Annotated in this window: 24 protein-coding genes; 11 read left to right on the top strand and 13 right to left on the bottom strand. The window is 46.2% G+C overall.

The features are described from left to right. Positions 1-2: 2 nt before the first annotated feature. The 6 genes from pyrG to trpS all read right to left on the bottom strand — a co-directional run bounded on the left by pyrG (position 3) and on the right by trpS (position 7,747). Positions 3-1,619, bottom strand: a complete 1,617-nt coding sequence (gene pyrG / locus J3P40_RS11120; RefSeq protein WP_256005544.1) for a CTP synthase — start codon at positions 1,617-1,619, stop codon at positions 3-5. A gap of 105 nt (positions 1,620-1,724) precedes the next feature. Then, positions 1,725-4,496, bottom strand: a complete 2,772-nt coding sequence (locus tag J3P40_RS11125) for an outer membrane beta-barrel protein (RefSeq protein WP_256005546.1) — start codon at positions 4,494-4,496, stop codon at positions 1,725-1,727. A 288-nt stretch (positions 4,497-4,784) separates the two neighbouring features. Beyond that, complete coding sequence (locus tag J3P40_RS11130) at positions 4,785-5,327, bottom strand: hypothetical protein (RefSeq protein WP_256005547.1); 543 nt, start codon at positions 5,325-5,327, stop codon at positions 4,785-4,787. After that, entirely contained in the window at positions 5,324-6,058 is a 735-nt protein-coding gene (gene kdsB, locus J3P40_RS11135) for a 3-deoxy-manno-octulosonate cytidylyltransferase (RefSeq protein WP_256005549.1), read from the bottom strand. Before kdsB ends, J3P40_RS11130 begins: the two co-directional genes overlap by 4 nt. Positions 6,059-6,060: 2 nt before the next feature. Beyond that, positions 6,061-6,678 carry a deoxynucleoside kinase gene (locus tag J3P40_RS11140; protein WP_256005551.1) on the bottom strand — a complete coding sequence of 206 codons (618 nt, stop codon included), beginning with the start codon at positions 6,676-6,678 and terminating at the stop codon, positions 6,061-6,063. Positions 6,679-6,748: 70 nt separating this feature from the next. Beyond that, complete coding sequence (gene trpS, locus J3P40_RS11145; protein WP_256005553.1) at positions 6,749-7,747, bottom strand: tryptophan--tRNA ligase; 999 nt, start codon at positions 7,745-7,747, stop codon at positions 6,749-6,751. 74 nt (positions 7,748-7,821) lie between these two features. Between trpS and J3P40_RS11150 the strand changes: the two genes are divergently transcribed. The 6 genes from J3P40_RS11150 to J3P40_RS11175 all read left to right on the top strand — a co-directional run bounded on the left by J3P40_RS11150 (position 7,822) and on the right by J3P40_RS11175 (position 10,843). Further along, positions 7,822-8,550 carry a lysophospholipid acyltransferase family protein gene (locus J3P40_RS11150; protein ID WP_256005556.1) on the top strand — a complete coding sequence of 243 codons (729 nt, stop codon included), beginning with the start codon at positions 7,822-7,824 and terminating at the stop codon, positions 8,548-8,550. Next, positions 8,550-8,840 (top strand): Asp-tRNA(Asn)/Glu-tRNA(Gln) amidotransferase subunit GatC, encoded by a 291-nt coding sequence (gene gatC / locus J3P40_RS11155; protein WP_256005559.1) that lies wholly within the window; start codon positions 8,550-8,552, stop codon positions 8,838-8,840. Before J3P40_RS11150 ends, gatC begins: the two co-directional genes overlap by 1 nt. A 48-nt stretch (positions 8,841-8,888) precedes the next feature. Next, on the top strand, positions 8,889-9,647 hold the full coding sequence (locus J3P40_RS11160) for an ABC transporter ATP-binding protein (protein ID WP_256005560.1): 759 nt from the start codon (positions 8,889-8,891) through the stop codon (positions 9,645-9,647). Between the two features lie 22 nt (positions 9,648-9,669). Further along, positions 9,670-10,218 carry a cob(I)yrinic acid a,c-diamide adenosyltransferase gene (locus tag J3P40_RS11165; RefSeq protein ID WP_256005563.1) on the top strand — a complete coding sequence of 183 codons (549 nt, stop codon included), beginning with the start codon at positions 9,670-9,672 and terminating at the stop codon, positions 10,216-10,218. Positions 10,219-10,330: 112 nt separating this feature from the next. Beyond that, positions 10,331-10,552, top strand: coding sequence for a DUF2795 domain-containing protein (locus J3P40_RS11170; RefSeq protein ID WP_008240955.1), 222 nt, complete (start codon positions 10,331-10,333; stop codon positions 10,550-10,552). Between the two features lie 138 nt (positions 10,553-10,690). Then, positions 10,691-10,843: a lmo0937 family membrane protein gene (locus J3P40_RS11175; RefSeq protein WP_256005567.1), complete on the top strand. Its 153-nt coding sequence runs from the start codon at positions 10,691-10,693 to the stop codon at positions 10,841-10,843. Between the two features lie 33 nt (positions 10,844-10,876). Here J3P40_RS11175 and J3P40_RS11180 read toward each other — a convergent pair whose 3' ends face one another. Further along, positions 10,877-11,554 (bottom strand): 2-C-methyl-D-erythritol 4-phosphate cytidylyltransferase, encoded by a 678-nt coding sequence (locus J3P40_RS11180; protein ID WP_256005569.1) that lies wholly within the window; start codon positions 11,552-11,554, stop codon positions 10,877-10,879. Between the two features lie 39 nt (positions 11,555-11,593). Beyond that, on the bottom strand, positions 11,594-12,643 hold the full coding sequence (gene queA, locus J3P40_RS11185; protein ID WP_256005571.1) for a tRNA preQ1(34) S-adenosylmethionine ribosyltransferase-isomerase QueA: 1,050 nt from the start codon (positions 12,641-12,643) through the stop codon (positions 11,594-11,596). Positions 12,644-12,771: 128 nt separating this feature from the next. On the opposite strand from queA, the gene J3P40_RS11190 reads away from it, so the two are divergent. Continuing rightward, positions 12,772-14,013, top strand: a complete 1,242-nt coding sequence (locus tag J3P40_RS11190) for an ABC transporter permease (protein WP_256007071.1) — start codon at positions 12,772-12,774, stop codon at positions 14,011-14,013. 82 nt (positions 14,014-14,095) lie between these two features. Here J3P40_RS11190 and J3P40_RS11195 read toward each other — a convergent pair whose 3' ends face one another. After that, entirely contained in the window at positions 14,096-15,289 is a 1,194-nt protein-coding gene (locus J3P40_RS11195; RefSeq protein WP_256005574.1) for a pyridoxal phosphate-dependent aminotransferase, read from the bottom strand. Between the two features lie 131 nt (positions 15,290-15,420). Between J3P40_RS11195 and J3P40_RS11200 the strand changes: the two genes are divergently transcribed. From J3P40_RS11200 to J3P40_RS11215, 4 genes are read left to right on the top strand one after another with little or no spacing between them, the layout of a single operon-like run. Beyond that, a complete protein-coding gene (locus J3P40_RS11200) occupies positions 15,421-16,398 on the top strand; it encodes a cation diffusion facilitator family transporter (protein WP_256007072.1) in 978 nt (325 codons plus the stop codon). Further along, positions 16,395-16,871 (top strand): NUDIX domain-containing protein, encoded by a 477-nt coding sequence (locus J3P40_RS11205; RefSeq protein ID WP_256005576.1) that lies wholly within the window; start codon positions 16,395-16,397, stop codon positions 16,869-16,871. The genes J3P40_RS11200 and J3P40_RS11205 overlap by 4 nt, the downstream gene beginning before the upstream one ends. Next, positions 16,849-18,126, top strand: coding sequence for an adenosylmethionine--8-amino-7-oxononanoate transaminase (gene bioA, locus J3P40_RS11210; RefSeq protein WP_256005578.1), 1,278 nt, complete (start codon positions 16,849-16,851; stop codon positions 18,124-18,126). The genes J3P40_RS11205 and bioA overlap by 23 nt, the downstream gene beginning before the upstream one ends. Further along, the gene (locus tag J3P40_RS11215; protein WP_256005580.1) at positions 18,116-18,724 is read left to right on the top strand and encodes a hypothetical protein; all 609 of its coding nucleotides are present in this window, start codon (positions 18,116-18,118) and stop codon (positions 18,722-18,724) included. The genes bioA and J3P40_RS11215 overlap by 11 nt, the downstream gene beginning before the upstream one ends. Here the strand turns inward: J3P40_RS11215 and pdeM are convergent. Genes pdeM through J3P40_RS11235 form a run of 4 tightly spaced genes read right to left on the bottom strand, consistent with a single transcriptional unit; the run spans position 18,721 to position 24,446 of the window. Further along, the gene (gene pdeM, locus J3P40_RS11220; protein ID WP_256005582.1) at positions 18,721-19,371 is read right to left on the bottom strand and encodes a ligase-associated DNA damage response endonuclease PdeM; all 651 of its coding nucleotides are present in this window, start codon (positions 19,369-19,371) and stop codon (positions 18,721-18,723) included. The two genes, J3P40_RS11215 and pdeM, sit on opposite strands and share 4 nt — an antisense overlap. Then, positions 19,346-21,847: a ligase-associated DNA damage response DEXH box helicase gene (locus tag J3P40_RS11225; RefSeq protein ID WP_256005584.1), complete on the bottom strand. Its 2,502-nt coding sequence runs from the start codon at positions 21,845-21,847 to the stop codon at positions 19,346-19,348. Before J3P40_RS11225 ends, pdeM begins: the two co-directional genes overlap by 26 nt. Before the next feature lie 5 nt (positions 21,848-21,852). After that, a complete protein-coding gene (locus J3P40_RS11230) occupies positions 21,853-23,445 on the bottom strand; it encodes an ATP-dependent DNA ligase (RefSeq protein ID WP_256005587.1) in 1,593 nt (530 codons plus the stop codon). Next, positions 23,442-24,446: a ligase-associated DNA damage response exonuclease gene (locus J3P40_RS11235; protein WP_256005589.1), complete on the bottom strand. Its 1,005-nt coding sequence runs from the start codon at positions 24,444-24,446 to the stop codon at positions 23,442-23,444. Before J3P40_RS11235 ends, J3P40_RS11230 begins: the two co-directional genes overlap by 4 nt. Between the last annotated feature and the right edge of the window lie 65 nt (positions 24,447-24,511).

Consider the following 24,511-nt stretch of genomic DNA (forward strand, 5'->3'; position numbering starts at 1 on the left):
GACTATTTAGTTCTCTTTTTGGAGAAATCCATCGCAGCGGCGACAAATTTAACAAAAAGCGGGTGAGGATTCGCTACAGTTGATTTTAATTCGGGATGGAACTGTCCGCCTACAAAGAAAGGATGGTTTTTTAGTTCTACGATTTCCACAAGTTTGCTGTCTGGGTTTATACCCGAGGCAACCATACCCGCCTCTTCATATTGTTTCAGATAGGCATTGTTGAACTCGTAGCGGTGCCTGTGGCGTTCGGTAATATGAGCCTTACCATAAGCAGCGTACGCTTTGGTGCCTTTTTTCAGGTCGCAAGGATAAGAACCAAGTCGCATCGTTCCACCTTTGGAAGTAACTTTCTTCTGTTCTTCCATCATATTGATCACCGGAAATTTTGTTTCCTCATCGATCTCGGTGGTATTTGCGTTCTGCAGGCCTAATACATTTCTGCCGAATTCAATAACGGAACATTGCATACCCAGACAAATCCCAAAGAAAGGAACGTTGTTTTCCCTTACATAACGGATGGCTTCTATCTTACCTTCAATACCGCGGCTTCCGAAACCGGGTGCAACAAGCAGTCCGTCCAAATGCCCTAATTTCTCTTTGGCGTTGTCGGCATACACCTCTTCCGAGTGGATATACTGTACGCGGACCTTGCACTCGTTCTTTGCCCCGGCGTGCACAAATGATTCTGTAATGGATTTATAAGCATCCGGCAACTCTACATATTTACCCACTACACCAATGGTAACCTCAGCAGTTGGGTTTTTTAAGCGGCCAAGGTAATCTTTCCAGCTTTCCATGTCCGGCTCATTTTTCTGAGGCAATTTCAGCTTTGTCAGTACCGTTTTGTCCAGTTGCTCCTTCATCATCAGCAAAGGCACATCATAGATCGTCGAAGCGTCTATAGATTCGATAACAGCATTGATGTTTACGTTACAGAACAGGGCGATCTTTTTACGGATGTCTGGCGTAATGTGATGCTCCGTACGGCATACCAGGATATCTGGCTGAATACCATATTCAAGAAGTGCTTTTACAGAGTGCTGCGTAGGTTTCGTTTTCAGTTCACCGGCTGCAGCAAGGAAGGGGATAAGGGTAAGGTGAATCACAATGGCGTTATTGGCGCCTTCTTCCCATTTAAACTGACGTACCGCTTCAATAAAAGGTAACGACTCGATATCGCCCACCGTACCCCCAAGTTCAGTGATCACGATATCGTACTGTCCGCTTTCACCGAGTATCCGCATGTTGCGTTTAATTTCGTCGGTGATATGAGGTACTACCTGAACTGTTTTCCCGAGATACTCTCCCTGACGTTCTTTGCTGATCACGTTCTGGTATATACGACCCGTGGTTATGTTATTGGCCTGCGAAGTAGGCACATTCAGGAAGCGCTCATAATGACCAAGGTCAAGATCTGTTTCCGCTCCGTCTTCAGTCACGTAGCATTCACCGTGTTCATACGGATTCAGGGTTCCCGGATCAATATTAATGTACGGGTCGAACTTTTGAATGGTAACACTGTAGCCTCGTGCTTGCAGTAATTTAGCTAATGAAGCGGAGATGATGCCCTTACCTAATGAGGAAGTAACACCGCCCGTAACAAAAATATACTTAGTCATGTTTGAATGTGATATAGGCAGTATTTACGCTGCCTTAATTGTTTTTGTACGGGATACAAAGTTAGCAATTAAAACGAAGTCGGGGGGTATTTTTTTTAAATCTGCTTATCTGCCCGGCGCACTTCTTCTAAAATTACCGCTGAAATTCCAGTTGACACCCAGCAAGGCATAACGGGGAATATAGCTAAAGGTATTCTCGCTTATAACGTTACCACCCACGTAGCGGCTGTACCCGATTTTTTGGTTTAACAGATCTGTGGCTGTAATTCTCACTTCAAGTGATTCATTTCTGAGTAGTTTTGCCGCCAGATAGCTGTTTAAAATCGCCACGTTTAAGGCGCGGTCGAACGAAGCATTCGACGGCCTGAAATTTAAAGAAAGCGTCGTGTTAAACTCCATGCGGTAGGGCAGCTGAACACTTCCGGAAAACTCATGCTCGTGCGACAGGCTCTTTCCGTCGTTCAAGCCGCCAATAGACGACTTCCCATACATAAAGTTTGCGGAGGGCGAATAACTCAGGTCCAGCCTGGGTGTATTATAATTGATATGCGTACGCAGATTGTAACGGTTGTTCCTTGTCTTGTTTGTCGTAAAGTTTATTACCGTAATTGCGTTGGCCGTATTGAAACCAAGATCCAGTCCCAGGCGCAGGTTAATCTTCGAGAAATTTCTGGAAAAATAGATATTTCCGGAGGTCGAGTTGATACCATTAAGGTTGGTAAAACTTAATATCCTTTTATTGAAGTCGTCGACAAGCTCCGTATCGGTTATCGCATTTCTGGTGAATCCATAATTCAGATAGGCCGAAACAAACAGGTCTGATCTGGGGCTGTAGGTGTTATAAGAAACTCCAAAGGTATTTGTGAAGGAAGGCTTCAGATTAGTATTTCCAACAATCTGATACAGTGGGTTGTCCAACTGTTTCACCGGCTGAATTTGCTCTATGCCTGGCTGCTGCATGTAACCGTTATAATTTACGGAAACTGTACTGTTGTCGTCCAGTTTGTAAAAGATGTTCGTACTGGGCGCGAGGTTCAGATAATCGCGGTCAAACTCATTACGGACATCCAGATCTTTCAGTTCAAAAGTGGTTTGTGTAGCCTGCAATCCGCCGGAAATGGAGAAGTTTTCGAACTTGTACTGCATGGTCATTTTTCCAACGTTCGAGAAATTGACAAACTTAAAATTGTTACTTAGCGAGTCAACCTTAAGGTTCCTGTTATTTCGGATGAGCCGGTAACTTGTAGAGGATATGGTCTTGAAACTATACCCCGCCTCCAGTGTCCATTGCTCCGTAAGCGGCTCGGTATAATTAAATCGCGTTCCAAGCGAAAGGCGCTTGTTGGTATTGTCTTTATTCAGGATAACATCTTCAAAGCGGTTCATTCCACCCTGGTCATCGAAATAGTAGGTGCGGTTTACGCTCGTGCCGGCCGCACTACTTACCTGACGCTCAGGCTGAATATCGATAGAAAGCGTGCGACCTTTCTTCTGAAATCGTTTAAACCAGTTGATGTTCCCGTTGGTTGTCGCATTTTCGCCGCTCTCGACCCGGCTTTGATTGTTCTGGCTGATGAATACATCGTTTTTTTCATTCTTTGTGTAATCCAGCCGGTCAGCCTCCGTAAAATTCCGGGATTGCTGCGCCCCAAAAGCAACTTTCAATGTCGAACCCGCATCGAGTTTATAGGTATAATTGCCTCTTACACTCTTTCCGGCACTTTTAGACCTGTCGTCATCGCGGGAAAGGGACGTAAATTGCGCTCCGCCCGGCAACAGCTCCTGGGTCAGGGTTGTTCTCAGGTCCTTATTCCCGTAGTCGAATGCTTTCAGACTAACTTTCATTCCCATTCGGTCTTTAATGCGCTGGGAGAAATAGCCGCCTACGTTCAGGTTGTTTGGCAAACCGCCGGATGGCTGAGTATAATCCTCATCATCATCCATGCCGTATGCATACATCACTGAACTGCCATCGTCGCCTACCTCAATCACATCATAATCTTCGCCTTTCAGTTTACGCATAGAGGTATATATACGCGATTCATTGATCAGATTGGTATACGTGCCGAAGGCCGCAGCCTTTGTGCGTTCCCCAAATACCCCCGCCATTCCGCCATAGTCCTGAAAATCATTTGTTCCATGGTTAAGATCAACCGAGCTTAGATATCCATTTTTTGAGTTTTCCTTCAGTTTGATGTTCACCGTCCGGTTTCTTATGCCATCGTCAATTCCTGTTAACTCAGCCTGCTTGCTTTTCCGGTCATACACCTCTATTTCCTCAACAGCATCTGCCTTAAGATATTTCGTGGCCAATTGCGGATCATCTCCAAAAAACTCCTCACCGTCGACGAGAACACTTCGGACGGTTTTTCCTTGAGCTGAAATTGTTCCGTTCTTGTTTACCGACATGCCGGGTAGTTTCTGAAGAAGCAACTGCACATTGGAGTTCCTGCGTACCGCAAAACTGTCGGCCTGAAATATAATCGTGTCGCCCTTCAGCCTGATCGCTCTTTTGGTTGCCCGGATCACGACCTCATTTAGTATTTTAGCTTTAGGATCGAGGTAAATATGGCCCAGATTAATTCTGCTGGTGTCAGACAGTTCAAGGTTCAACGAAAAGTTACCCATCGAAATGTGCGTTATTGCGAGCTGATAGTTTCCTTTGCTGATGCCCTTCAGAACAAATCGGCCATTAATATCTGTGGCGGTACTTTTCGTGATCACGGAATCTCCATGTCTCAAAAGCAGCACCGAGCAGTTCTGCAGGTTTCGTCTGTTTAGGCTATCCCTTACCAAACCAGTAATATCTGCATGCTGTGCCGAAACGGATAATATTGTAAAGGCAAGAAAGAAAAATACTATTAACTTTTTACGCATAGACCCCGTTACGGCTTTCCGGTATTAAATGTAATGTTTTTTAATATTCGAAGGGCGGGAAGGCAAAAATCTTCTTAAAAAAAAGGCCCGGAAAATCCTTCCGGGCACTGAAAAATATATTTGGTTAGAATAGTCAGTTTTTTATGAATTCCTGCGATCTGTCTGGATGGTATTGTTTGTCAGATCGTTTCGGTTTATAAACATAAAACTAAATATTCTATTATCATAATTTTATTTTCATCTTTTCTAAAAAAATCCTTTTTTGTTCTGGTTGCTTCTCGATATTGATCACTCGCAGCACACATAATACGGCTTCACTTTGTGCTCCCTGGCCGACCACGCGATGTATATTTTCTTCTCTTTGCCCAGGCGATAGCTGAACCCGTTAAATGCGGTCTTTCTAAGCTCTTCAAAAAATGCTTTGTCTGGCACATGTTCATCAGGCTCTTCTTCCCCGGTTACTGCAGGCTCCATGAAATTTTCATCATGCAGAAAATTCTTAGCTTCCTCTCGAAGAAAACGAAGTTGATTCTTCTTTTTATCCAGATTGATCGTTGCGTCGTAGTTGCTGAAGAGATCTGATGCCTTGATATCAACAGCATAGATCACCTTGCCGGTATGCGCCGAGATCTGAAAAGCGATTTTCATGTCCTTTGGCGAATCGCCAACGATACGCACTTTAAAGGTGTCTGCATGCAAAGTATCGCTAAAAGGCTTCAATACGGCATTTTTGAATCCGGCCTCATCAGGGGTGGCCGACTGTGTACAGGCAAAGAGGCATGCTGCAAACAGGATTAAAACTGCCAGGGCCGGTTTAGCAGGGAATTTCATAGTCGTTCTTTAGCTTTTTCCAGATCTTCCGGTGTGTCTATAGCCAATGTCTCTATTGTGGTAGTCTTGGTCTGTATCTTATAACCAGCAGATATCCACCGCAACTGCTCCAGGCTCTCCGCAATTTCAAGAGCGGAGGGAGGCAATTTTGTTAATTCCAGCAAAGTGGCCGACCTGTATCCGTACAGCCCGATATGCTTGTAAAACGTTCCATGCTCAAGCCAGTTCTCCTGAGCCACACCTCTCAGATAGGGTATGGTTTGCCGGCTGAAATATAGCGCTTCGCCGGTTTCATTGAGGACCACCTTTGGTATAGAAACGTTCAAGAGCTCATCGACCGAGGTGATTTTTTTTACGAGTGTGGCTAGACCTGTGTGTTCCTGGTCGAAACAGGAGGCAAGCAGATCAATCTGTGCCGGGTCTATAAAGGGTTCATCTCCCTGGATATTAATGACGACATCGTATAGAGGCAGGGCCGCGACAACCTCTGCACAACGATCTGTACCCGTAGCGTGCTCAGAAGAGGTCATGATGTAATTTCCGCCAAAATTCTGCACCTCTTCAGCAATTCGATCATCGTCCGTAGCCACCACAACCTCGTCCAGACTTCCGGCTTTGATAGCCTGCTCGTATACCCGTCTTATCATACTTTTACCCAGAATATCTATCAGCGGTTTCCCGGGAAACCTCGTCGATGCATATCTGGCTGGTATAACGCCCAGGATCTTCATAGCTAATTAAAAATTCCGTTTATTTCCGCGTCGATGGATTGTATGATCGTGCCCAGATCCTCCGGATTATCCGTAAAATCCAGCTTGTCTTTATCCAATATAAGCACCTTACCTAATTGATAGTTCTTTATCCAGGCCTCATACTTATCGTTCAGTTTGGATAAATAATCCAACCGTATACTCGTTTCATACTCCCGGCCCCTGCGTTGAATATTATTTACCAGTGTTGGTACCGAGGCGCGAAGATAAACCAGCAGGTCAGGAGGCTTAATAAAAGAGGTAATATTTTCGAAGATAGCTTTGTAATTGTGGTGGTCCCGTGTAGTCATCAGGCCCATGTCGTGAAGATTGTCTGCGAATATATGCGCATCCTCATAAATGGTCCGGTCCTGAACAACATTTCTGTTCAAGTTCTGTATATCCACAACCTGCTGGAACCGGGTATTTAAAAAATAGATCTGCAGGTTAAAGCTCCAGCGCTTCATATCGCTGTAAAAATCTTCCAGATAAGGATTGTTATCAACCACTTCATACAAAGCTTCCCAGTTATAGTGCTTTGCGAGCAGCCCGGTAAGCGTAGTTTTTCCGGCACCGATATTTCCAACTATTGCAATATGCATATATGATCTAGTAAACGCCGGACCACCGAAGTGAGCCAACAGGAGTAAGGTAATAAAATTAAGCTAAATGTTAAAATGCTTTGAAACCGATAAGTTCTCTCACATCCCTAATCGTCTTCTGCGCACTTTCCCTGGCTTTCAAAGCACCGTGTTTAGCCACCTGCCTTAAATAAGAGGTATCCTTTGAAAGGTCCTCGATACGTTCACGTATTGGTGTATTGAAAACAATCATGTCTTCGGCAAGCTGCTTCTTGAAATCACCGTAGCGAATCGCCATTCTATTATACAGTTCATCAAAATGCGCAAGCGTATCTGGCGTAGATACGATCTTCATAAGATCAAAAAGATTCTGTATCGCTTCAGGCTTTTCCTGATTTTCTTCGGTAGGCCCGCCATCCGTTACTGCGCGCGACAATTTTTTACGGATCACCTCCGGGCTATCGGCAAGATAAATGCAATTGCCATCGCCGCTTGATTTACTCATCTTTCCCTTGCCATCTAATCCTGGCACCTTAACAAGATTCTCTGAATAGTTGAAGGCAAAAGCCTCAGGGAAATACTCCGTTTTATATAACCTGTTAAACCGGTTGCCGAAAGTCCGGGTCATTTCCAGGTGTTGTTCCTGGTCCTTGCCCACCGGAACTTTCACTGCCCTATGAATCAGGATGTCGGCCGCCATTAACGTAGGATAGGTGAGCAGACCCGCATTAACGTTATCCGGATGTGAGCGGACTTTATCCTTAAAAGAAGTACTTCTTTCCAGTTCGCCCAGGTAGGCATTCATATTCAGGTATAAATACAGTTCAGCCACCTCTGGTACGTCCGACTGAATATAGATTGTCGTTTCCTCCGGATCTATACCGCAAGCAAGATATTCTACAAGAACATGTTTTACATAACCGTTCAGGTCCTGAGGCGTGGGGTGTGTGGTGAGCGAATGCAGGTCAGCTATGAAAAAGTAGCAGTTATAATCATACTGCATCTTCACAAAATTGGTTACAGCACCAAAATAATTTCCAAGGTGTAATTGTCCTGTCGGCCGGATACCGCTCACTACCGTTTCTTTCATGGGCCGAAAATAATAAAAATATAAATACGCCGGCAAGTGATTCAGATGCAACTGAATTTAATATTTTTGATTTAATGAATAAAATTCTCCGGCACACGCATCGCTATTACACCCTGTTTGTCATAGTCGCCTTATCGCTCTTATTTTACCCATTCTACTATGCCTTTTCCAGAAATGAGCGCGGCTACGGTGTCTTAAACCGGTTGCGAAAAATCAATAGCATGATGATCAGTGTCTTCACCGGCATCTTTTTCAGCTTCGAATACGAGGAGCCGCTCAATCACCGGCAAACCTATATCTACTGCGCAAATCATACCTCAAATCTGGATATTATGATCATGTGCATCCTGGCCCGGGGCAGATTTCATTTTATGGGAAAGCAGGAGCTGCTAAACAATCCAGTGCTCCGCATTTTCTTTGAAACGATCGATGTGCCGGTCGACCGCGACAGCAAAATGTCATCTTTCCGGGCGTTTAAAAGGGTGGGCGACAACCTCGATAAAGGGATGAGCCTCATCATCTTTCCTGAGGGAAAGATCGACGACCATTATCCACCCGTTCTGCTTCCCTTCAAAAACGGGCCGTTCAGACTCGCTATTGAGAAGAATGTAGCCATTGTACCGGTCTCGCTGATCGGCGTCTGGCAGAAAATGTGGGACGATGGATCAAGGTTTGGAAGCAAGCCTGGCCTTTGCCGTATTTATGTTCACAAGCCTGTTGCCACTAAAGATTTGAACATAGATGATTCAGATACGCTAAAAGACCGTATTTTTGAAACCATAAACAGTAAACTTCTCCAATAATGAATATCGACAAGCAAACCATCCACAAAGTCGCCGATCTGGCCAGGATAGAGATAGAAGATCATCAGGTCGATACGCTGATCAGCGAAATGAACAAGATTCTGACCTTTATGGAAAAGCTTAACGAATTGGATACTACTGGCGTAGAACCACTGATTTATATGAATCATGAAGAGAATGTCTGGCGGGAAGACGTCGTGAAGCAGGAAGTAACCACTTCGCAAGGGCTTAGGAACGCTGCCTTGCATAACGAAAGCTTTTTTATGGTCCCCAAAATCATAGAAAAATAGGAACAGATGTAACAACGGCCTGCAGCAGGGTGTCTAAAAAGAAAAATCATGAGCGAAGCGTTAATTACCATTAAAGACATTGGCCGTAAATATGTAATCGGGGCGGAGGTTATCCACGCACTGAAGTCCGTTTCGCTTGAAATCTTTAAAGGTGAGTTTGTTGCGCTTATGGGACCTTCAGGTTCAGGAAAATCTACCCTTATGAACATTCTCGGATGTCTGGATACACCCAGTAAAGGTGAATATATACTGAACGGGATCAATGTGAGCCAGATGTCAGACGATAAGCTTGCGGAAGTGCGGAACCAGGAAATTGGGTTTGTATTTCAAACGTTCAACCTTTTGCCAAGATCCAGTTCACTGGATAATGTTGCCCTTCCGCTCATCTATGCCGGCGTTGGTAAAAGCGACCGCGAGCGTCGTGCCAGACAGGCATTGGAAAACGTGGGGCTTGGAAACCGCGTAATGCACAAGCCAAATGAGCTTTCTGGCGGACAACGCCAGCGTGTTGCCGTAGCCAGGGCCTTGATCAATAATCCTTCCATCATTCTGGCCGATGAACCGACGGGTAACCTGGACACGAAGACATCCATTGAGATCATGGGGCTTCTGGAAGAGATCCATAGCAAAGGCAATACCATCATACTCGTTACGCACGAAGAAGACATTGCACAGCATGCTCACCGCATTGTTCGCATGAGGGATGGTCTGATCGAGAAAGACTATTTAAATACCGATGTAAAAGCGGTATCTCCAAGGCTTGCTGAACTCAAGAGCAAGGGTAACGATTTCGAGAAAATTGTCTAATTTTCCGTCTTAATCATTACGAATGAAGATTTACACGAAAACAGGTGATAAGGGACTTACTTCCCTTATAGGCGGTACCCGTGTCCCAAAATACGATCTGCGTATCGAAAGTTACGGCACGGTCGACGAGCTCAATTCACATCTTGGCCTTATCATGAGTCATGCCGCGGCCAATCCTTACAAGGAAATGCTTAAGCACATTCAGGACAGACTGTTTACCATAGGTGCCTGTCTGGCGGCCGATCCTGATAAATCCAAAATGAAGATTCCGGACCTTACCGCCGCTGACATTACACTGCTCGAGACGGAGATCGATGAGATGAATCTGGAACTTCCCGACCTGACTCATTTTATTCTCCCCGGCGGCTCAACGGCAGGCGCCCAATGCCATGTAGCCCGCTGCGTTTGCCGGAGGGCCGAGCGACTTGTTGTCCACCTCGCCTCGGAAAGTTTCGTAGATCAAAAGGTTGTGATCTACCTAAACAGGCTAAGTGATTACCTCTTTGTTCTGTCACGGAAAATCAATTTTGACGGGGATTTTAAGGAAGATATCTGGATTCCGCGTTCCTGAGCGTTATCATACAAAACCCATTGTGAATAGTGGAAAAAAAAGTTTGTTTTCGTCAGGTTTTTTAATATACTTTTGCGAATTATTGTAGAACAACTTAAATAACATTAAGAATATGTATTGGACACTAGAACTCGCATCGCATTTGGAAGACGCTCCATGGCCAGCAACGAAAGACGAATTAATCGATTACGGTATCAGATCGGGAGCACCCGTAGAAGTAATCGAAAATCTTCAGGCACTCGAAGATGATGGTGAACCATATGAAACAATCGAAGAGATCTGGCCAGATTATCCAACCAAAGACGATTTCTTCTTCAACGAAGACGAATATTAAGATTGTACCAATCTCAAATAAAAACCCCGCTGCCAAACAGCGGGGTTTTTATTTTGGAACGAAGATTGTTTATGTATTGTCATGAAGTAATAAGCTTCTTACATCTATCTAAAAACATAAACTTAAAAATTAAACGTTATGGGAAATCTACTTTATTTAATTGCGGTAATCTTGGTAATCATTTGGGCGATTAGCTTTTTCGGTAATTTCTATACAGGAGGAATCATCCACATTCTTTTAGTTATTGCAGTGATTGCCGTAATATTACGAATTATCAGAAGTGCGGCTTAGTCAGTATTTCAGATACAAAAAGGGGCTTTTATATTAAAAGCCCCTTTTTTTTAGATAAATATCAGCGATCTCCAAATCTTCTGGATAGGTGATTTTGATATTTTCCCGCTCTCCTTCCGCGATATGGATAGCGTGGCCACAATGTTCAGCTACAGTGGCATCATCCGTAAACTTCTCCTCGTACGGAATATCATAGCAGTCTTTATGCGTCTCCACGATAAATGTTTGTGGGGTCTGTACTAAAATGAAATCATTCCTGTTCACCGCAAGGCTTCCTTCAGCCTCATCCAGTTTTCTGAGCGAGTCTGTAGGAGAGACGGCAACTACACAATTACCTTTTTTCTCCGCCTGTTTATAAGACCTGAGTATGAGTTCCGGCGATACAAGCGGTCTTACGGCATCGTGAATAGCTACCACACCCTGTTCCAGGATATGAGACAGGCCATTTCTAACCGAGTGGAACCTCGTTTCACCACCCTCCACAACCTTATGCGGAATGTCGAAATGGTGAAGACGGCATAGCTCTGCCCAATAGTGATGCTGATGTCTATTTAGTACAACTATTATCTCTGGACTAAGTGTGCACTTATAAAAGGCCTGAATCGTATACATCATCACAGGTCGGCCCCTCAGCAACAAAAACTGTTTGGCAACCTTGCTCTGCATACGGCTTCCAGATCCACCGGCAACTATAATAGCGAAATATTTCATTGACTTGTTTAAACCGGTAATCTCGCTTCAAACGAGTACCTATATAATCAGCATCGCATCGCCATAGCTATAAAAGCGATATTTTTCTTTAACGGCAATTTCGTAAGCGTTCATTACATGCTCATATCCACCAAAGGCACTTACCATCATCAGCAGCGTCGATTCAGGCGTATGAAAATTGGTGATCATGGAATTGGCAATACTGAAATCGTAAGGCGGGAATATGAACTTACTTGTCCAGTCATTTGCAGCTTTAAGTGTCCTGTTAGAAGAAACAGCAGATTCTATGGCACGCATGGAGGTTGTACCAACTGCGCAAACTTTTCTCTTTTCTTCAATAGCTTTATTAACAATATCTGCATCGCGCTGTTCAATGATGAACTGCTCTGAGTCCATCTTGTGTTTGGTAAGATCTTCTACTTCAACAGACCTGAAAGTACCCAGACCCACATGCAAAGTTACTTCTGCAAAGTCAACGCCTTTCAGTTCAAGTCTCTTCATAAGCTCCCTGCTGAAATGCAATCCGGCGGTAGGAGCAGCAACTGCACCCTCATGTTTCGCAAAGATCGTCTGATAGCGCTCTTTATCCTGAGCGGTTGCCTTACGCTTAATATATTTTGGAAGCGGGGTCTCTCCAAGTATCTCAATGTTCTTCCTGAATTCCTCATCAGTACCGTCAAAAAGGAAACGGATGGTACGCCCTCTCGAGGTCGTATTATCTACCACTTCAGCAACAAGCAGGTCATCATCGCCAAAGTAAAGCTTGTTACCTACACGTATTTTACGGGCCGGATCAACCAAAACGTCCCATAAGCGAAGTTCGCGGTTCAGTTCGCGTAACAGGAAAACCTCGATAGTAGCACCTGTTTTTTCCTTGTTGCCATAAAGTCTGGCCGGAAACACCTTGGTGTTGTTCAGGATCATTACATCTTTATCATCGAAATATTCTAAAACATCTTTGAAAATCCGGTGTTCAATTTTGCCACTATCTTTATGCAGAACCATTAATCGCGCTTCATCTCTCTGTTCAGATGGATTGTTTGCAACTAACGACTCAGGTAAATTAAACTTAAATTGAGATAATTTCATATTTTTCTGATGTAATAATTTAGGGCGCAAATTTACTAATATAATTTTTATAAACCTAGTTGAGCAATTTTTAAGTTAAAGTGATCCAGCTGTAACCTTTTTGGGTACATTTGATCTAAATCCTGATGATGATAATTTTTAGACTGATTGCCGAGAGTTTCCGTTTTGCAGCTGATGCCCTACGCCAGAATAAGCTGCGCACCATGCTATCGCTTTTAGGCATCACCATAGGCATTTTTGCCATTATTTTCGTTTTCTCAGCGGCCGACACGTTCAGAAGTAAGCTTCAGGAAAGTATAGATAAGTTAGGTTCCAAAACAATCTTTATCCAAAAGTGGCCATGGGGTGGATTTGGCGACTATCCATGGTGGAAGTATGTTAACCGTCCCGAACCCTCTCTCCGGGATTATGATCTGCTAAAAGAAAGATTAACCTATGCCCAGGGGGTTTCCTACGAAATCTACGCAAACGAGCGCACCGTCAAATACCGCGTAAATGCTGTGGAGGGCGCCGGACTGAGGGCGGTTTCGCAGGACTTTAACAAAACCTGGAACCTGGAATTTCAGGAAGGCAGGTATTTTACCGAGAACGAGGGTAGGGCCGGTTCGCCGGTAGTGCTCATTGGCGCTGCACTTGCAGAAGGCTTGTTCAACGGTCAGCCAGCCATAGGCAAAAAGGTCTCGGTCATGGGAAGAAAAATGTCGGTGGTAGGCGTATTTAAAAAGGAGGGGGAAGACATGATGGGCATGTCGCAGGACAAGAATATCATTATGCCGCTTAATTTAGCGCGCGGTATGATGGATGTAGAAAGCGGCCGTTACGACCCCACCATTACAGTGAGAGGCTATGATCACATCGCGCTCGAAGAAGTCGAAAGTGAGCTGAGAGGAGCTATGCGCTCCATCAGAAAGATCAGGCCCGGACAGGACGACGACTTTGCGCTCAACAAAAGTACCATCGCCTCCGATCAGCTCGATACGATGTTTGGGGTGGTCGACCTTGCCGGATGGTTCATCGGGGGCTTTTCTATACTCGTGGGCGGCTTCGGCATCGCCAACATCATGTTTGTTTCTGTAAAGGAACGTACCAACATCATTGGTATACAAAAGTCCCTGGGTGCCAAAAACTACTTTATCCTGCTTCAGTTTCTGTTTGAAGCCATTGCACTATGTCTTTTAGGTGGGCTACTTGGCTTATTGCTCGTATATATCGGTACGCTGATCGCGGGCTCCTTCGGATTTGAGATGGTATTGTTTATGTCGAACATTATTCTGGGAATAGGTGTATCAGTGATCATTGGAGTTATCTCCGGTTTTTGGCCAGCATATTCAGCCTCCCGTCTCGACCCCGTCGAAGCCATTAGATCATAACCGGCAACCAGATCAGGAGACAAAACATAAAAAGCCGGATATTGATAAAATATCCGGCTTTCGTTATCATTTGATAAGTGTCTTACGACAACTTCACTAAAGCATCTTTAATTCTTGATACCGCTTTTCTTAGCTGGTCTTCAGACGCTGCATAGGAAATCCTGATGCAGTCTTCATTACCGAAAGCTTCGCCGGTTACGGTCGAAACGTGAGCCTCATTGAGGATGTATAAACACAGGTCTTCCGCATTGTTGATTACCGTATCGCCATTCCTTCTCCCGAAATAAGACTTAATCTCCGGGAAGAAGTAAAACGCACCGTCAGGAAGATTAACCTTAACGCCCGGAATCTCTTTAAGCAGGGCGTAAACAATGTCTCTGCGTTTTTTAAATTCTGCAACCATCTCCTTTACAGAATCTAAGCCACCCTGGTAACCAGCCAAAGCAGCACGCTGCGCGATTGAAGAGGTGCCCGAAGTGATCTGGCCCTGCAATTTATCACAAGCAGAAGCGATCTCTTTGTTGGCCGCCATATAGCCCACACGCCATCCGGTCATGGCGTACGACTTAGAGAAGCCGTTGATCAGTATCACACGGTCTTTCACACTGTCGAATTCAGCAATAGAAGCATGCTGGCCGACAAAATTGATGTGCTCATAAATCTCGTCCGATATGATGTAAATATTCGGATATTTCTCAAAAACCTCTACCAGTGCAGCAAGTTCTTCTTTGCTGTAGACCGAACCGGTCGGATTACATGGCGAAGAAAACATGAACAGCTTGGTTTTAGGTGTTATTGCAGCTTCAAGTTGGTCGGCAGTGATTTTAAACTCATTCTCCACAGTTGCGTTGATAAACACCGTCTCGCCCTCCGCCAGCTTGATCATTTCTGAATACGATACCCAGTAAGGCGTAGGAACGATCACTTCATCACCCGGATCTACCAGGCACAGAACCGCATTTGCAAGCGATTGCTTGGCACCGGTCGATACAACAATCTGCTCAGGAGTATAGGTAAGGTTATTCTCGTTTAATAGTTTTTCAGTAACCGCTTTTCTCAAATCAGCGTATCCCGATACCGGAGTATAATATGAGTAGTTTTCATCTATGGCTTTTTTGGCTGCCTCCTTTACAAAGTCAGGCGTATAAAAATCAGGCTCCCCGAAACTCAGGTTAATAACATCTATCCCTTTGGCGGATAGCTCTCTGCCCAGCTTAGCCATTTTAATGGTTTGCGACTCAGACAGGTTGTTGATTCTTTTAGATAAAAATGTCATAATTGGTGGTGAATAGCAATAAAATTTGTGCGGACACAAAGATATGAACCTCACCGGATTATGAACTAAAAAAAATACTTTTAATGGAATGCGCGCCTTAAACAGTATTTTTGAACACCAAATCGAGAACATTGCATCCTAGAAAGACAGCCATTCTTATTGCCTTGTCCATCAGTGTTTTACTGATGCTGGCCAAGTTTGGGGCCTATCTGATCACGCATTCCAATGCCATTCTTACAGATGCAGCCGAAAGCATCGTCAATGTCATCGCCAGTGCCTTCGCTTTTTACAGCATCTATCTCGCCACCAGACCAAAAGATAACAACCACCCGTATGGCCACGGCAAAATTGAATTTTTCTCAGCCTTTCTGGAAGGCGTGCTTATTACCGCGGCCGGTGTCATTATTTTGCTTAAATCGGGGGCCGATCTGATCTATCCGAAAACACTGGAAAACCTGCTGGAGGGTGCGATCATTATCGGAGCTACTGGTATCATCAATCTGTTTACCGGCCTATATCTGATCAAAGCAGGAAAAACACACAGGTCCATTACCCTCGAAGCAGACGGCAAACACCTTTTTACGGATGCCATAACCAGCGCGGGACTTGTCGGCGGAATCATATTGATCAAGGTTACGGGACTAACATGGCTGGATTCCGTGATATCTATTTTGCTTGCCGGTTATATCATTCATAACGGTTACAAACTTATCCGCCGTTCTGTCGGCGGCCTTATGGACGAGAGTAACCAGGAAGTTGTCAAAGATGTTATCGCTATTCTGCAGCATAACAGGCGCGATCCCTGGATCGATATACACAATCTGAGGGCGCAGCAGTATGGCGCCGATCTGCATATCGACTGCCATATTACATTGCCTTATTATTTTGAGCTCACACAGGTTCACCGCGAGATATCCGAGATAGATCAGACCATCAACGGCACCGCGCCGCACAAGACCGAGCTGTTTATACACGCCGATCCTTGTCTGCCTGAGTGCTGCCATTACTGCCATATGAAGGAATGTCCGGTACGCCGCGAGCCCTTCCGCGAGGAGATTGTATGGACCATTGAGAATGCTACCAAGAACCAAAAACATTTTGATCAATGAGTTACTTTAACGTACGGGTATATGGCGTGCTGATCAACGAGGAGAATCAGGTTCTGATCAGCGACGAGCAGTCGGGCGACCGGACCTTCAGTAAGTTCCCCGGCGGTGGCGTAGAACTTGGAGAAGGTCTTCTGGAAGCGCTTAAGCGGGAATTTATAGAGGAATGCGAAGTTGAGGTAGAAGTGCTTAGCCACCTGTATACCACCGATTTTTACGAGAAGTCGTCATTCAACGACAGCCAGATCCTGAGTATCTATTACCTGGTAAAACCTGTTACACCGCTCAACCTTTCCTTTAAGACCCAGGTGTACGATTTCGACGAAGGAAAGCTGCAATCCTTCAGATGGGTTGCCCTGGAGAAGCTGAGCACCAGCGATGTAACATTCCGTACCGATCAGCGCGTTGTCGAGGTCATACTAATGCAGAACGAACAAATAAAAAATACCCTACATGAATTTAACCGAAAGGGATAGTAAAGTTATCTGGCATCCCTACACTCAAATGAAGGATGCACTGCCGCATATCGGCATTGTACGTGGCGAAGGATGCTATTTATACGATGATGCGGGGCAACGCTATATCGACGCGGTTTCCAGCTGGTGGGTGAATATTCACGGTCACGCACACCCGCACATCGCGGCTAAAGTGGCCGAACAGCTTAGAACGCTCGAACATGTGATCTTCGCTGGATTCACCCATGAGTCGGCAGTACAGTTAGCCGAACGGCTCCTGCCGCTGCTGCCAGGCCGGCAGGAGAAGGTATTTTACAGCGACAATGGTTCTACAGCTGTGGAAGTCGCCCTGAAAATGTGCCTTCAGTATTGGGTGAACGGGGGCAAGCCACGCACTAAAATACTTGCATTTCGGGAAGCATATCATGGCGACACCTTCGGTGCTATGTCTGTAAGCGGACGCAGTATGTTTACCGAGCCATTTAATTCCCTGTTGTTTGATGTAGAGTTCCTGGATTTGCCTAGCGCAGCAAATATCAGCCAGCTAAGATCTCGAATCAATTACCTGTCGAACGAAGTTGCCTGTTTTATCTTTGAACCCATGGTATTGGGAACGGCAGGCATGCGTATGTACGACGCGGCCTATCTTGATGCGCTGATCGAAAGCTGCCAGTCGCACGGTATTTTAACCATAGCCGATGAAGTAATGACTGGTTTTGGTCGCACAGGCAAATACTTCTCCTGCGAGGCCTTAAAAACCGCGCCCGATATATATTGCCTTTCCAAAGGGCTTACTGGAGGTACGATGCCGATGGGTATTACGACCTGCAACGACAAGATATATCAGGCCTTTTACAGCACCGATAAGCTTAAAACGCTGTATCATGGCCATTCCTTTACGGCCAACCCGGTCGCCTGCGCGGCTTCACTGGCCAGCCTGGATATCCTCGAGCGGGAGGAAACCATGGACAACATCAGACGGATCGAGAAACAGCATAGCCAGTTTGCCGCCAAAATAGCGGGTCATCCCAAATTGAAAGACGTACGCCAGGCGGGAACTATACTGGCTATAGAATGGGAGGCAGGGGAAGATGCATCTTACCTCAGCGGACTACGCAATCGGCTCTATAATTTCTTCCTCGAACGTGGAATTATCATGAGGCCCCTGGGAAATATCATTTATATTTTACCGCCTTATGTCATCAGTAACGACGATCTGGACTATATTTACAGCGCAATATCAGCAGCATTAACAGAAATTGACTATGCAAATTAAACCCATACTGGAACATATAGTGAACGATAACCTTTTGCATGCCAAATGGTTAAATACCCTTTCATTCATGGAAAATGCAGGTGCAAAAAAGATTTCCGCATCTGAGCACAAGGAAAGCGTGCATCTCATTATCCTCAAGCATGCCGCAGAGGAGCACAGGCATGCTTACTATCTTAAAAAACAAATAGACAAACTGGGTGCAAATCTCTTTCAGACCTATACCAACGAAGAATTGCTCACACCAGATCATACCAAATACTATCTCAACGCGCTTGATATTGCCGCTTGTCGTTACCTGAAAAAGGAGTTCAACCTAAGCGGCTACGAGTTAAAGTTTGCCGCCTATCTTTTTGTAACCTATGTGATCGAAGTAAGGGCAGACGAACTGTATCCCATCTATCAGGAAGTGCTCAGCAACGCAAAAAGCAGGGTAAACGTTAAGTCGATTATCCTTGAAGAAGAAGGTCACCTGGAAGAAATGATCAAACAACTGGAAGAATTCTCACCAGAATGGCAAAAGCATGCAGCAGAGATCATTCGCATAGAACAGGAAATGTTCGAAGGCTGGATGAGCAACCTTGGCCGACAGATCGCTTAGACAGCCACCACATCTTTCGCGGTAATGGCATAAAACCGGTCGCCCGCTTCAGGTTTGATCAGGAACAGCCCAGTAAACACACTAAATGCCGGTAGAACAGCGCAGTGACTGCTGAAATAAAAACAAGGAAACCTTAGTCGCTGCCTTGCCCTGCCATGAAGCACGACCCCGGGATGGATGTGCCCGGATATATTAAAATACGCATCAGACACAGTTGGCTTGTCGTGGATAAATCGAAACGGGGCCAGCAATAGCTCTTTATGGTGAATTTCAATATCAAGGCCCTCATATTCCGAGTCGCTCAGTCGGTCATGATTGCCTTTTATCAGCACAACCTTCAACTCGGGATACTTGCTTCGCCATTCGCGAAAAACCTCCACGTCGCTGTTCAGATGATTGTGAAACATATCGCCTGTCACCAAAAGCGTAGCAGGCTCAAACTCCCTGATCAGGGATGCCAGGCGCTTCAGATCAGATGTGCCCACCGAGCCTGGCACCGGTACGCCAGATTTGCGGAAATGTGCCGACTTGCCCACATGAAGATCGCTGATGATCAGCATGCGCTCCCGAGGCCAGAAAATCGCCCGCTCTTTACTTAATATCAGTTGTTCGCCATTGCAGTCAATGGTCATTTTTCCTTCTTGCATTCTTCTTCTCCGCCTCAGCAGTCATCCGCACGATGCGCTGACTTAACTCCTCCGAACTCATATTGTCGCGCAGACTGTCAACCTTGATCGGGAAACACAAAGGTGTGTACCTGTCGGTCCGTACAATAACAATCTCGCTGGCCTGTATCCTGTGTAAAGCCGCAGCAAGCCTTGGTTCTTCAATTTGCTGGTAAAAGGCTTCATCATAAGCCTGGCGCAATAATAAGTTATGTTTATCATAATCGCTAAACACGTTGAAAAATAGTGCGGCAGACGACTGCAGGTGCTTATTGGCCACATACTTCCCAGGATATCCCTGAAATACCAGACCCGATATGCAGGCAATGTCCCGGAACTTCCTCCGGGCCATTTCTGTAGCGTTAATGCTCGAAACAATATCGTCCGCAAGGTTCACCGGACTAAAAATGCTTTTCACATTGGCTTCATCTAGCGGAATGGGTTGTTCACTCAACAGCTCAAAACCATAGTCGTTCATCGCAATAGAAAAGGTGATCGGTTTAATTTTGGCCAGCCGGTAAGCAATCAGCGCAGCCATGATCTCATGTACCTGCCGCCCTTCAAACGGATATCCAAAAAAGTGGAAACCGTCGCGTGTTTCGATCATTTCAATCAAAAATTCATTGTGCTTAGGTACGTGCGACACCCTGGCCTGCCGCTCAAACAGAGGTAGAATAAAGTCCAGTTCCTCGTCACCATGCTTTTTATCCAGCGTTTCATTGTATTTCTTGCGCAGCACGCTGCCCAGATTAGCCGTAAGCGAAATCCGCCCGCCCATCCAGCTTGGGTTTACCGCCTGTTTCTGCTTGCTCTTCTTCACAATCACCATCATGTCTTTGATCATGATGAATTCCAGTACACGCCCCGCCAGGGTAAAACTATTGCCCGGTTTCATTTTTGAGATGAAAGACTCCTCAATCATGCCAATAAAGCCGCCGCTCAGAAATTTAACCTTCATCATCGGATCGCTCACAATCGTACCAATGCTCAACCGGTGCCGCATGGCGATCTGCCGGCTGGTAACTTTCCAGCGGCCCTCTACACGCTCTACTTTGCTGAACTCATTGTAGGCTGTCAGACTGTCGCCGCCGGTGGTAATAAACTGCATGATCCAGTTCCACTCCTCAGGCAGCAGTTCCCTGAAAGCGTAAGTCTGCCGCACCTCATTAAAAATTACCTCGTCGTCAAAGCCGTCGCCCACCGCAAGCGTAACCAGGTACTGTACAAGTGTATCAAACACCATCACCATGGGCTCCCGGCTCTCAATGTTCTGTGTCCGGGCGGCTTCTTTAATCGCCGCCGCCTCCACAAGTTCAAGGGCATGCGTGGGCAGGAAGTAAATCTTGGACGTCTCAAAAGGGGAGTGCCCGCTACGCCCTGCTCGCTGCAGGAAGCGCGCAACGCCCTTCGGTGATCCGATCTGCACCACGGTGTCTACCGGTTTAAAGTCCACACCCAGATCCAGTGAAGAAGTACACACTACCGCTTTCAATATACCCGAATGCAGCGCATCCTCGATCCAGTTGCGCAGTTCATGATCTATCGAACCATGGTGGATGGCCAGCTGGCCCGCCAGGTTCTCATCCGTTGCAAGCAAGGTCTGGTACCACAGCTCTGCCTGACCTCTCGTGTTGGTAAAGATCAGCGTCGTCTTGCTTGCATAGATCACAGGGAGCAGCTTAGGCGCCAGTTTATGGCCCAGGTGACCAGCCCAGGGCAGCATGTCAATATGATCGGGCAGGATGGATTTGATCGTAATTTTCTTCTCGATATCGGCGGTCACAATTACCTTCAGCAAATCCGCATAGGGAACCAGCACATCCAGGGCCTGTTCCATATTCCCGATGGTTGCCGATATACCCCATATGCGAAGCAATCGTTCCGGGTGCTGCTCATACAAAAGTCCCTTGATCCTCGATATCGCCAGCTCAGCCATCACGCCGCGTTTGCTGCCAATCAGTTCATGCCATTCATCGGCCACAATACATTGAAGCTCACTGAAATAATTAAAGGTACTTTTTTGAGCAAGGAGCAAATGCATACTTTCCGGCGTGATGATCAACACATCCGGCATCTGTTTCTTCTGTTTCAGTTTTTCACTCTGTGCCGTGTCGCCGTTGCGTACGCCTACCGACCAGCCCAGTTCCATCTCATTACATACCACCGTCATGGCCCGTGCCAAGTCTTTAGCCAGCGAGCGCAAAGGCGTAATCCAGATCAGTTTTAAGCCGCCCGTATGTTTTTTTGTGCCGGCCGAAGCCCGCCTGTTCAATTCATCAATCACCACCGCAAGAAAGAGCGAGTATGTTTTTCCGAAACCGGTTGGGGCGTTCACCAGCCCGCTGTAGCCCTCCGCATAGTACTGCCAGGCATCCGTCTGAAATTTAAAAGGCTTTCTGCGGTCGCTTTTCAGCCATTTTATTACCTGTTTGTAACCCTTACTTGTCTCTATACCCATAAAAATTACAGTGTCGATTGCAGCAACTGCCTCAAATCGTCCAGCGTATTGATCTCGTCCGCCTTTTTGTCTTTTCGCCACCTCGCGATGCGGGGAAAGCGAAGAGCAAGTCCCGCTTTATGACGTTTACTTTCTGCAATACCTTCAAAAGCAATTTCGAAGACCAGCTCAGGTTTCACCGTTCTTACCGGGCCGAATTTTTCTACCGCGTTTTTTAGCACAAACGAATTTACCTCTTTTATCTCTTTATCGGTTAAGCCCGAATAGGCTTTCGCAACGGTAACCAGCTTATCACCATCCCGCACCGCAAAAGTGTAATCTGTATAAAAATTTGCGCGCCTGCCGCTTCCTTTCTGGGCGTAGATCATCACGGTATCTACGGTGTAGGGGTTGATCTTCCATTTCCACCAGTCGCCCCGTTTTCTTCCCGAATGGTAGAGCGAGTCCAGTTTCTTGAGCATGATACCCTCACTGTTCATATCGCGCGAACCCTGCCTTAGTTCTGCCAGCTCCTCCCAGGTCGAGAAACTGATGGTAGGCGAGAGGCTCACCATCGTGGCGTTACCTATCTCGGCAAATACCTGTTCTAACAAGCGCCGCCTTTCTCTCAAAGCGACATCGCGCATATCCCGGGTATTGTGTTCCAGCAGATCGTACACAAAAAAGCCTATTGGTGCGTCGTTCAACTGCGATTTACTGATTGTTTTGCGGTTTAGCCGCTGCTGCAGCAAACTAAAAGCCTGCACCTGTCCATCGCGTACCGAAAGAATCTCACCATCCAGTACCGTCCCGTCTTGCAGCTTTTCCCGCAAAAAGTGGAGTTCAGGAAATTGTTCGGTCACCAGTTCCTCGCCGCGCGACCAGATAAAGAGTTCGCCATTCCGTTTTACGATCTGACCTCTTATGCCGTCCCATTTCCATTCAGCCTGCCATTCGCTCACCTCCCCGAGCGAGGCGGGTTCAGCTTCAAGGGCATAAGCCAGGCAAAAAGGATAGGGCCAGGAATTGTCCGTATTTACATGCACACCCGCAAGCAGATCCACGTAACTGATCGCGTCCGGTTGCCATTGTCCCATAATGCTGTGCATAATCTTGCTGGGGTCTACGTCACTTATCTTCGCCAGCGCGTTTACCAGCATCTTATTAGATACACCGATTCTGAAATTCCCTGAGATCAGCTTGTTAAATACAAAGCGCTCCTGAGGTTCCAGGCTATCCCATGCCTGCACAATAAATGCCTTTTTCTCCTCCTCGCTCTTCGTGCGCAGCGCGCTAAGGTCAGCAACCCATTCATGCAGCTTACGCTCGGCCCTATGGGAGGGCGGGGGCAGTACCAGCGCAATCGTTTCACTTAAATCGCCCACATTATGATAACTTTCGGCAAACAGCCACTCCGGTATACCGCTCAGCTCTACGGCCCATTGTCTTATCAGGGAAGTATTTACCGGTCGCTTAGGCCGCTTGCCGGTAAACATGGCAATCACATATGGTTTATCACGATCATCCGCTTCCGTAAAATAGTTTACCAGCGCGGCTATCTTATCATTCGTTTTGTTGCTTGTTTCAAGCTCCTGGATCAGCTGAGTAAATCTTCTCATTCCACCACCTCGCTTTCTTCCTCTTCTGTCCCGTATTGGGTCTTCACCTCTTCAGCCGCAATCCCAATCTCGTTCAGGTATTTCGAGAACGTAGCCGTAAATCCATGCGTCACAAACACCTTTTCCGCTTCGGTAGCTTTAATCGCATCCAGCAGTCCCGGCCAGTCAGCATGATCGCTCAGCGCAAAACCTGCGTCCGCACTTCTCCATCGTCGGCCAGCCCGTACCCGCATCCATCCGGAGCAAACGCCTACGGCCGGACTGATCAGATTTTTGACCCAGCGACCGTCGGCCATGGCCGGGGGCACAATCACCAGACCCTTTTGCAGCTCCTCCTTTCGCAGTTCCGGCGTAATCCGGATGGTTTCAGGCAAATCCACACCAGCCGCTATAAATCTGTCATTCAGGTTCGCAATGCTGCTATGTACATAGATGTTGCTGAAACCAGTCAGGCCATTGATCAGCCGTTGCGCCTTACCGAGACTGTAGGCAATAAGTACACTGGTTTTATTTCTGTCTTTGTTGGCCCCCACCCAATCCCTGATCTGGTTAAAGATCACCTGCTGAGGCTGCCACTTGTAAATAGGCAGGCCAAAAGTACTTTCCGACACAAAAGTATGGCACTTTACCGGTTCAAAGCCCGTGCTCACGCCGTCGTGCTCCACCTTGTAGTCGCCCGACACCACCGCAACTTCACCTCTATATTCCAGGCGTATCTGCGCCGAACCGATCACATGTCCGGCCGGGAACATGCTCAGCTTTACACCATTGATGCTGATCTCCTCGTTGTATCCCAATGTTTGTATGCTTAAATCCTCAGCAAGTCTTTGGCGCAAAATCGGTTCCGTCAATTTATGACATAAATAAGCCCTGTTGCCCCAACGCACGTGATCGGCGTGCCCGTGTGTAGTCACCGCAAGATCCACCGGTTGCCAGGGATCTATGTAGAACTTGCCCTGCGGGCAATAAATACCCTTGCTCGTAAAACTGATTAATGCCATTAAATGAGAAACATAGGTTCTAAGATAATGTTTGTTCTATACCGTCTATTGGTTTTTGTTTGTTA

The sequence above is a fragment of the Pedobacter deserti genome (assembly GCF_024436415.1).
GTDB lineage: Bacteria > Bacteroidota > Bacteroidia > Sphingobacteriales > Sphingobacteriaceae > Pedobacter > Pedobacter faecalis.

Excerpts from the sequence above, each read along its gene's own strand:
- gatC (WP_256005559.1), top strand. The coding sequence starts at position 8,550 with ATGAATATCGACAAGCAAACCATCCACAAAGTCGCCGATCTGGCCAGG.
- J3P40_RS11190 (WP_256007071.1), top strand. The coding sequence starts at position 12,772 with ATGATAATTTTTAGACTGATTGCCGAGAGTTTCCGTTTTGCAGCTGAT.
- bioA (WP_256005578.1), top strand. The coding sequence starts at position 16,849 with ATGAATTTAACCGAAAGGGATAGTAAAGTTATCTGGCATCCCTACACT.
- J3P40_RS11225 (WP_256005584.1), bottom strand. The coding sequence starts at position 21,847 with ATGGGTATAGAGACAAGTAAGGGTTACAAACAGGTAATAAAATGGCTG.
- pdeM (WP_256005582.1), bottom strand. The coding sequence starts at position 19,371 with ATGCAAGAAGGAAAAATGACCATTGACTGCAATGGCGAACAACTGATA.
- J3P40_RS11230 (WP_256005587.1), bottom strand. The coding sequence starts at position 23,445 with ATGAGAAGATTTACTCAGCTGATCCAGGAGCTTGAAACAAGCAACAAA.
- J3P40_RS11140 (WP_256005551.1), bottom strand. The coding sequence starts at position 6,678 with ATGCATATTGCAATAGTTGGAAATATCGGTGCCGGAAAAACTACGCTT.
- J3P40_RS11235 (WP_256005589.1), bottom strand. The coding sequence starts at position 24,446 with ATGGCATTAATCAGTTTTACGAGCAAGGGTATTTATTGCCCGCAGGGC.
- J3P40_RS11150 (WP_256005556.1), top strand. The coding sequence starts at position 7,822 with ATGAATAAAATTCTCCGGCACACGCATCGCTATTACACCCTGTTTGTC.
- J3P40_RS11165 (WP_256005563.1), top strand. The coding sequence starts at position 9,670 with ATGAAGATTTACACGAAAACAGGTGATAAGGGACTTACTTCCCTTATA.
- J3P40_RS11215 (WP_256005580.1), top strand. The coding sequence starts at position 18,116 with ATGCAAATTAAACCCATACTGGAACATATAGTGAACGATAACCTTTTG.
- J3P40_RS11170 (WP_008240955.1), top strand. The coding sequence starts at position 10,331 with ATGTATTGGACACTAGAACTCGCATCGCATTTGGAAGACGCTCCATGG.
- J3P40_RS11175 (WP_256005567.1), top strand. The coding sequence starts at position 10,691 with ATGGGAAATCTACTTTATTTAATTGCGGTAATCTTGGTAATCATTTGG.
- J3P40_RS11205 (WP_256005576.1), top strand. The coding sequence starts at position 16,395 with ATGAGTTACTTTAACGTACGGGTATATGGCGTGCTGATCAACGAGGAG.
- trpS (WP_256005553.1), bottom strand. The coding sequence starts at position 7,747 with ATGAAAGAAACGGTAGTGAGCGGTATCCGGCCGACAGGACAATTACAC.
- J3P40_RS11130 (WP_256005547.1), bottom strand. The coding sequence starts at position 5,327 with ATGAAATTCCCTGCTAAACCGGCCCTGGCAGTTTTAATCCTGTTTGCA.
- J3P40_RS11160 (WP_256005560.1), top strand. The coding sequence starts at position 8,889 with ATGAGCGAAGCGTTAATTACCATTAAAGACATTGGCCGTAAATATGTA.
- J3P40_RS11195 (WP_256005574.1), bottom strand. The coding sequence starts at position 15,289 with ATGACATTTTTATCTAAAAGAATCAACAACCTGTCTGAGTCGCAAACC.
- J3P40_RS11180 (WP_256005569.1), bottom strand. The coding sequence starts at position 11,554 with ATGAAATATTTCGCTATTATAGTTGCCGGTGGATCTGGAAGCCGTATG.
- kdsB (WP_256005549.1), bottom strand. The coding sequence starts at position 6,058 with ATGAAGATCCTGGGCGTTATACCAGCCAGATATGCATCGACGAGGTTT.
- J3P40_RS11125 (WP_256005546.1), bottom strand. The coding sequence starts at position 4,496 with ATGCGTAAAAAGTTAATAGTATTTTTCTTTCTTGCCTTTACAATATTA.
- queA (WP_256005571.1), bottom strand. The coding sequence starts at position 12,643 with ATGAAATTATCTCAATTTAAGTTTAATTTACCTGAGTCGTTAGTTGCA.
- pyrG (WP_256005544.1), bottom strand. The coding sequence starts at position 1,619 with ATGACTAAGTATATTTTTGTTACGGGCGGTGTTACTTCCTCATTAGGT.